Here is a 7,518-nt window from a genome sequence, read left to right on the forward strand (position 1 = left end):
GCTCCTGCGGCTTCTCGGCGTCCGGCCGTCCCGGGCGCTGCCGGCCCTCGCCCGCCCTGCTGCCCGCCCGGGAGGGCTCGCCGTCCGGCGCGGAGGCGGCCGGGGCGGGTTTCGAGGCGGCGGAAGAGGGCGTCGCGGTCCCGTGGCCGGCGTCGGACGCGGGAGCGGAGCCCGGACGGTCCTCCTCGCCGCGAGGGGCGTGGGCGGTCGCGGAGGCGGCGGACGAGGGACGCGCACCGGGGCCGTCCGGATGCCGGGGTCCCTCGGAGCGACCGGGCCCGGCCGGGCGCTCCAGGTGCTCGGCGAGACCGGGGCGGTCGGGATCACCGGGCCCACCCGGACCGGACCACACCGGCCGGCCCGCGGCGGGGCCCGGCACGGGACCGGACGGCGGCACCAGCGCCTCCGACACCAAGGGCCCCGACCCAATGGACCCCGCCGCCAAGACGCCCGTCCCCGAGGCCCCCGACGCCAGGGCCCGCGTCCCCGAGGCCCCCGGCGCCAGGGCCCGCGTCCCCGAGGCCCCCGGCACCAGGGCCCTCGACACCAATCCCCCTGACGCCGTGAACTCCGCCCCCTCTGCCACCCCCATCACGCCGGGCGACATCAGTACGCCCGCCCCCAGAATCCCCGCCAGCCCCGTCGCGCGCACGGTGCGCAGCCATGGAGTCACGTCCGTGACCCCCTCCCGGTGAGCAGTCGCCAAAACCAACGGTCACCGACCCCGACGGCGTCGCCGGAATCGGGGGACACCGGGACCGACGCGTCGAAAATCGACGGATCAAGCCTCACACCTACCCGCCTTCCCGGCATTCCGGACTACGCCGTACGTGGTGGATCACGCTTCTCCGGGGGCACCACACGGATGCGGCACAGGGGTGCGAGAGAATGGCGGTATGGAGATGCCGAGGAACGACAGGTCGCCGGACAATCCCCAGATCCTGGTCGTCGGCCAGGACGGAATGGCGCTGAGCGGGGGCGGTGACGGGGACGGGGAGCCCCGTGAGATCCCGGTGACGGAGCAGGTGGAGCAGCCTGCGAAGGTCATGAGGATCGGCAGCATGATCAAGCAGCTGCTGGAGGAGGTCCGCGTCGCTCCCCTGGACGAGGCGAGCCGGGTACGGCTCAAGGAGATCCACGCCAGTTCGGTGAAGGAGCTCGAGGACGGCCTCGCCCCGGAGCTGGTCGAGGAGCTGGAGCGCCTCTCCCTTCCCTTCACGGACGATGGGACGCCCACCGACGCGGAACTGCGTATCGCCCAGGCCCAGCTGGTCGGCTGGCTGGAGGGCCTGTTCCACGGGATCCAGACCACGCTGTTCGCCCAGCAGATGGCCGCGCGGGCGCAGCTGGAGCAGATGCGCCGCGCCCTCCCGCCGGGCGTGGGCCACGAGGACGGCGACGAGCCGCACCCGGGCGCCCGCTCGGGCGGCCCCTACCTGTAAGCCCAGGCCACGCGGACCGTAGGAACAGGCGAAGGGCCCGGCAGCACCTGCTGCCGGGCCCTTCGCCCATGCGCGCGGAATCAGGAGGTCGAGGGGTTGCCCGTCGACACCTTGAGCTGGATCTTCGGCATCTTCTTCGGGTCGACGTCCGTACCGGCCGCGGGGAACTGGTCCCTGACCGAGCCCTCGCCGTACGTGTTCTCGTCGACGTTCACGATCTCCATCGTCCAGCCGGCGGCCTGGAAGCACTCCTTGACCGAGCCGATGTACTTGAAGGTGAAGTCGGGCACCCGGATCTTGTCGGGTTCGTTGTACGACTCATCCGGCTCCGTGCACTCGTCCTTCTCGATCTTCTTCGTCGTGTCCGGCCCGCGGTAGCCCTCCGCCTTGGCCCCCGACGCGGAGGCGCTGGCACTGCCCCCGCCGCCACCGGCCTCGGGATCGTCGTCACCGCCGCCGCTCATCAGCAGCGCCGCGACCAGGCCGCCCACCGCGAGCACGGCGACGATCGCCGAGCCTATGAGCACCGGCTTGTTGCTCTTGCCGCCGCCCGAGGCGCCACCCCCCTGGGGCTGGGGCGCGATCGTGTACGGCGGCGGAGTCTGCGCCCCCTGCTGCGGCGCGTACGCCGACGCGGCCGGCGTCGCGTAGCCGCCCTGCTGCGGATAGCCGTAGGAGGGCGCCACCGGCGCCGGGGTGCCGTACGGGTGCGGCGCGGGCGTCGGCTGGTACGGGGTCTGGACGTGTCCCGCGGGCGCCTGGCCGGTCTGGTCGACCGGCGGGAACACCGCGGAGCCGACGCCCGAGCCGGCCGGCGTGTGCGCGCCCGGGACGATGCTGGGCGGAGCGGCCTGGAAGGAGGCCGCCACCCGCAGGCACTCGTCGCGCATGGCCTCGGCGCTGGGGAAGCGCTCGTTGGGGTTCTTCTTCAGCGCGCGGGCGACCAGCGCGTCCACGGCCGGCGGCAGGGCGCGGTTGACCGACGAAGGAGCGACCGGCTCCTCCTGCACGTGCGCGTAGGCGATGGCCAGCGGGGAGTCCGCGTCGAACGGCAGCCGCCCGGTGACCAGTTGGAACAGCATGATGCCGACCGAGTACAGGTCGGAGCGGGCGTCCACGCCGCGGCCGAGGGCCTGTTCGGGCGAGAGGTACTGCGGGGTGCCGACGACCATGCCGGTCTGCGTCATCGAGGTCACGCCGGACTGCATGGCGCGGGCGATGCCGAAGTCCATCACCTTGACCACGCCGCGCTTGGTCATCATCACGTTGCCCGGCTTGATGTCCCGGTGGACCAGGCCCATCTCGTGGCTGATCTCCAGGGCCGCCAGCACGTCCGCGGTGATCTTCAGGGCCTTGTCGGCGGGCATCGCGCCGTACTGGCGGACGTCCTCGTCGAGCACCGAGCCGAGCGGCCGGCCCTCGACGTACTCCATGACGATGTACGGCATCGTCGCGCCGCCCAGATCGTCCTCGCCGGTGTCGAAGACCGAGACGATGTTGGTGTGCGTGAGCTTGGCCACGGCCTGGGCCTCGCGGCGGAAGCGCTCGCGGAAGGCCTGCTCGCGGCCCAGCTCGGTGTGCAGCGTCTTGATCGCGACCTGACGGTCCAGCACCGAGTCGTACGCCAGGTGCACCGAGGCCATGCCGCCCTCGCCGAGCAAGTCGCGCAGCTGGTAGCGGCCGCCGGCGAGTGCCCGCCCCGCGTACCGGCCCTGTCCGGCGTCCTGGCTCATGTCTCTGCTTCCCCCGTAGGCGCCGGCGGCAGCGACGCGAGCGCGTGTTGATCGAAAGTGCTATTCCCGGCCAAGTCTGCCCCAGGGCAGTGACACGTCAAGCGCGGTGCCCGTTCCGTGACCGTACGCGAAAGAAGCGTCGCGCAAGCGTTACAGCGGGCGTACGGCCGGTACACACAATTTGCACGACAGTACGGAACCAGGGTTTCATGACCGGTCCGTCTCGATGCCGGCCCCGGCGTCCATCTCGGACCGGAGGCTTGCGCGGAGGCTGTAGCGTGGCCGACGGAGACCGTAACAACACCGCGCGCACCGCGGGCAGAAACGACGGCGAGGACTGATGGCACAGCAGCAGCGCGCCCAGGGCCCGTCCGAACCCGAGGCTACTGGCGGCGGAATGGCTGACGCACCGGAGACCTGGGGCAACGGCGGCCTGGTCGGCGACGGCCGGTACCGGCTGACCCGCAGGCTCGGGCGGGGCGGCATGGCCGAGGTGTTCGCCGCCGAGGACGTCCGCCTCGGTCGCACCGTGGCGGTCAAGCTGCTGCGCGCCGACCTCGCCGAGGACCCGGTCTCCAAGGCCCGCTTCACGCGCGAGGCACAGTCGGTGGCGGGGCTCAACCACCATGCCATCGTGGCCGTGTACGACTCCGGCGAGGACTTCGTCGGCGGCCAGTCCGTGCCGTACATCGTGATGGAGATCGTCGAGGGCCGCACCATCCGCGACCTCCTCCTCAACGCCGAGGCGCCCGGCCCCGAGCAGGCGCTCATCATCGTCTCCGGGGTCCTGGAGGCGCTCGCCTACTCGCACCAGCACGGCATCGTGCACCGCGACATCAAGCCGGCCAACGTCATCATCACGCACAACGGCGCGGTGAAGGTCATGGACTTCGGCATCGCGCGCGCCCTGCACGGCGCGTCCACGACGATGACGCAGACCGGCATGGTCATGGGCACCCCGCAGTACCTCTCCCCGGAGCAGGCCCTCGGCAAGGCCGTCGACCACCGCTCCGACCTGTACGCGACGGGCTGCCTGCTGTACGAACTGCTCGCGCTGCGCCCGCCGTTCACCGGCGAGACCCCGCTGTCGGTGGTCTACCAGCACGTCCAGGACATCCCGACGCCGCCGTCCGAGGTCTCCGACGCGGTCCCGCCGGAGCTGGACGGCCTGGTGATGCGCTCGCTGGCCAAGGAGCCCGACGACCGCTTCCAGACCGCCGAGGAGATGCGCGGCCTGGTCCAGTACGGGCTCCAGATGCTCTACGAGCAGGGCGGCCACACCGGCACCTGGAACACCGGCCCGGTCGGTATGCACGACGGCCGGCACACCCCGGCGGCCGGGATGGCGGGCGCGGCGGTGCTGCCGCACCCCGACCACGGCTCGGGCACCACGCAGATCCCCCAGCAGATCCTGCCGGGCGGCTACGGCGGTGGCGACGACGGCGGCTTCGAGGGCAGCGGCAACAAGGGCAGCGGCCGGGGCAAGCTGTGGATCCTGGCCGTGCTCGCGGTGATCGCCGTGGCCGCGGGCGTCGCGCTGGCCCTGAACAACAGTGGTGGCGGCGGGGGCGGCGGCACGAAGACCACCCCGACGCCCACCGTCTCGCAGAGCACCCAGGACGACCAGACCAGCGAGTCGCCGAGCGACGAGGCGACCGAGGAGAGCTCCGACCCGGACACGGGCGGGGACCACAACGGCGGTGGCGGCACCGGCGGTGGCTGGGAGCCGTCCTACACGCCGTCCTACACCCCGTCGGAGACCGCGTCGGACGAGCCGACCGGCGACCCGACGGGCGGCCAGACGGAGCCCTCCACGCCGACCGACGGCGGCGAGCCCTCGGACGGTGGCGAGCCCTCGGACGGCGGTGAGCCGAGTGGTGGCGGTGAGCCGACGGGCGGTGGTGAGCCGACCGGCGGCACGACCGGCGGTGCCCTGGACCCGGTGACCGGCGGCTGACCGGCCTCACTCGCCGACGCGCGCGTGCGTCTCAGCGGTTCTCCGCCTGGAGGCGGGCCACGAACGCCGCCGCCTGGGAGCGCCGCTGCATGCCGAGCTTGGCCAGCAGGCTCGACACATAGTTCTTGATCGTCTTCTCGGCCAGGTGCAGCCGCTCGCCGATCGCCCGGTTGGTCAGCCCCTCGCCGATCAGCTCCAGGATGCGGCGCTCCTGGTCGGTCAGGCGGGCGAGGCGGTCGTCGCCGCGGGTGCCGCCGTCGCGCAGCCGCTCCAGCACGCGCGCGGTGGCCGCCGGGTCGAGCAGCGACCTGCCGGCGGCGACGTCCCGCACGGCGGACAGCAGCTCGGCGCCCCGGATGTCCTTGAGGACGTACCCGGAGGCGCCCGCCATGATCGCGTCGAAGAGGGCCTCGTCGTCGGCGAAGGAGGTGAGCATCAGGCACCGGACGGACTCGTCGCGGGAGCGGATCTCGCGGCACACCTCCACGCCGCTGCCGTCCGGCAGCCGGACGTCGAGCACCGCCACGTCCGGACGGGTGGCCGTGACCCGGGCGAGCGCGTCGGCCGCCGTGCCGGCCTCGCCGACGACCTCGATGTCCGACTCGCCCGCGAGCAGATCGTGCACACCCCGACGGACGACCTCGTGGTCGTCGAGGAGAAATACCCGGATTTTTCCGTCTTCGCGCACGCGCTCAGTCAAACACACCAGCTCTTCCCGTGCCCGGGGTGGCCGGGATAACGTGCCGTTGTTCCGGCCCCCTGCGAGGCTGTGACCAGTAAAACTTCCCCACTTCGCCGATTTACTTGGAAATCCGAGTAAAAACGCAGGTCAGGAGGGGTTTCACAGAAATGTGGAGCACTGGGTAACGTGCCTTTTGCAGGGACGCTCGCCGGGGCACCTGTCACGCCTGTCCCGACCGGGCCGCACCCACCCTGTGCGACCGACGGGCCACAGGTGAGCCGCACTGGCACCCGGCGAACCCGGGGGCCGGACCGACGGAGGAGCACACGTGACCGTGGAGAGCACTGCCGCGCGCAAGCCGCGACGCAGCGCCGGAAGCAAGGCAGCCGGCACCACCGGCACCGAGGCCGGCACCACCGGCGCCAGGCGCACCACCCGCACCGCTGCCGGGAAGGGCTCCGCGACGGAGCTCGTGCAGCTGCTGACGCCCGAGGGCAAGCGCGTCAGGAAGGCGGCCTACGCGGAGTACGCCGAGTACGTCGCCGACATCACCCCCGACGAGCTGCGCGGCCTGTACCGCGACATGGTGCTCACCCGGCGCTTCGACGCCGAGGCCACCGCATTGCAGCGTCAGGGCGAGCTGGGCCTGTGGGCCTCGCTGCTGGGCCAGGAGGCCGCCCAGATCGGCTCCGGCCGCGCCACCCGCGAGGACGACTACGTCTTCCCCACCTACCGCGAGCACGGCGTCGCCTGGTGCCGCGGGGTGGACCCGACCAACCTCCTCGGCATGTTCCGCGGTGTGAACAACGGAGGCTGGGACCCCAACAGCAACAACTTCCACCTCTACACCATCGTCATCGGCTCCCAGGCGCTGCACGCCACGGGCTACGCGATGGGCGTGGCCAAGGACGGCGCGGACTCCGGCGTGATCGCCTACTTCGGCGACGGCGCCTCCAGCCAGGGCGACGTCAGCGAGGCGTTCAACTTCGCCGCGGTCTACAACGCCCCGGTGATCTTCTTCTGCCAGAACAACCAGTGGGCGATCTCGGAGTCCAACGAGAAGCAGACCCGCGTGCCGCTGTACCAGCGCGCCCAGGGCTTCGGCTTCCCCGGCGTCCGGGTCGACGGCAACGACGTGCTGGCCTGTCTGGCGGTCACCCGGTGGGCGCTGGAGCGCGCCCGGCGCGGCGAGGGCCCGGCGCTGATCGAGGCCTTCACCTACCGCATGGGCGCCCACACCACCTCGGACGACCCGTCCCGCTACCGGCACGACGACGAGCGCGCCGCCTGGGAGGCCAAGGACCCGATCCTGCGCCTTCGCCGCTACCTGGAGTCCTCGAACCACGCGGACGAGGGATTCTTCGGGGAACTGGAGGCGGAGAGCGAGGCGTTGGGCAAACGAGTGCGCGAAGTGGTCCGTGCCATGCCGGACCCGGACCGGTTCGCCATCTTCGAGAACGCGTACGCGGACGGGCACGCGCTCGTCGACGAGGAGCGCGCCCAGTTCGCCGCCTACCAGGCGTCGTTCGCAGAGGCCGAGGGGGTCTGACATGGCAGCGAAAACCGTGACATCCACAAGCATGGCGCTGGCCAAGGCGATCAACGAGTCGCTGCGCCGCGCGCTGGACGCGGACCCCAAGGTCCTGATCATGGGCGAGGACGTCGGCAAGCTCGGCGGCGTCTTCCGCGTCACCGACGGGCTCA

At 72.1% G+C, this 7,518-nt stretch carries 5 protein-coding genes and 2 pseudogenes; 4 read left to right on the forward strand and 3 right to left on the reverse strand.

Annotated elements, in window-relative coordinates:
- Positions 1-412 (reverse strand): annotated as a pseudogene (locus GTW67_RS37445) (hypothetical protein); the annotation flags it as partial.
- 484 nt (positions 413-896) lie between these two features.
- Between GTW67_RS37445 and GTW67_RS04100 the strand changes: the two are divergent.
- A complete protein-coding gene (locus GTW67_RS04100; RefSeq protein WP_161163417.1) occupies positions 897-1,442 on the forward strand; it encodes a bacterial proteasome activator family protein in 546 nt (181 codons plus the stop codon).
- Positions 1,443-1,522: 80 nt separating this feature from the next.
- Here GTW67_RS04100 and GTW67_RS04105 read toward each other — a convergent pair whose 3' ends face one another.
- Positions 1,523-3,175, reverse strand: coding sequence for a protein kinase domain-containing protein (locus GTW67_RS04105; protein WP_161163418.1), 1,653 nt, complete (start codon positions 3,173-3,175; stop codon positions 1,523-1,525).
- Between the two features lie 340 nt (positions 3,176-3,515).
- Between GTW67_RS04105 and GTW67_RS04110 the strand changes: the two genes are divergently transcribed.
- Complete coding sequence (locus tag GTW67_RS04110; RefSeq protein WP_161163419.1) at positions 3,516-5,132, forward strand: protein kinase domain-containing protein; 1,617 nt, start codon at positions 3,516-3,518, stop codon at positions 5,130-5,132.
- Positions 5,133-5,163: 31 nt separating this feature from the next.
- Here the strand turns inward: GTW67_RS04110 and GTW67_RS04115 are convergent, their stop codons facing one another.
- A complete protein-coding gene (locus GTW67_RS04115; protein ID WP_161163420.1) occupies positions 5,164-5,820 on the reverse strand; it encodes a response regulator in 657 nt (218 codons plus the stop codon).
- Positions 5,821-6,142: 322 nt separating this feature from the next.
- Between GTW67_RS04115 and pdhA the strand changes: the two genes are divergently transcribed.
- Positions 6,143-7,363 (forward strand): pyruvate dehydrogenase (acetyl-transferring) E1 component subunit alpha, encoded by a 1,221-nt coding sequence (gene pdhA, locus GTW67_RS04120; RefSeq protein WP_161163421.1) that lies wholly within the window; start codon positions 6,143-6,145, stop codon positions 7,361-7,363.
- Between the two features lie 31 nt (positions 7,364-7,394).
- A pseudogene (locus tag GTW67_RS04125) lies at positions 7,395-7,518 on the forward strand (alpha-ketoacid dehydrogenase subunit beta); the annotation flags it as partial.

Origin of the sequence: Streptomyces sp. SID5910 (assembly GCF_009862125.1) — a bacterium.
Taxonomy (GTDB): Bacteria; Actinomycetota; Actinomycetes; order Streptomycetales; family Streptomycetaceae; genus Streptomyces.

Excerpts from the sequence above, each read along its gene's own strand:
- GTW67_RS04100 (WP_161163417.1), top strand. The coding sequence starts at position 897 with ATGGAGATGCCGAGGAACGACAGGTCGCCGGACAATCCCCAGATCCTG.
- GTW67_RS04105 (WP_161163418.1), bottom strand. The coding sequence starts at position 3,175 with ATGAGCCAGGACGCCGGACAGGGCCGGTACGCGGGGCGGGCACTCGCC.
- GTW67_RS04110 (WP_161163419.1), top strand. The coding sequence starts at position 3,516 with ATGGCACAGCAGCAGCGCGCCCAGGGCCCGTCCGAACCCGAGGCTACT.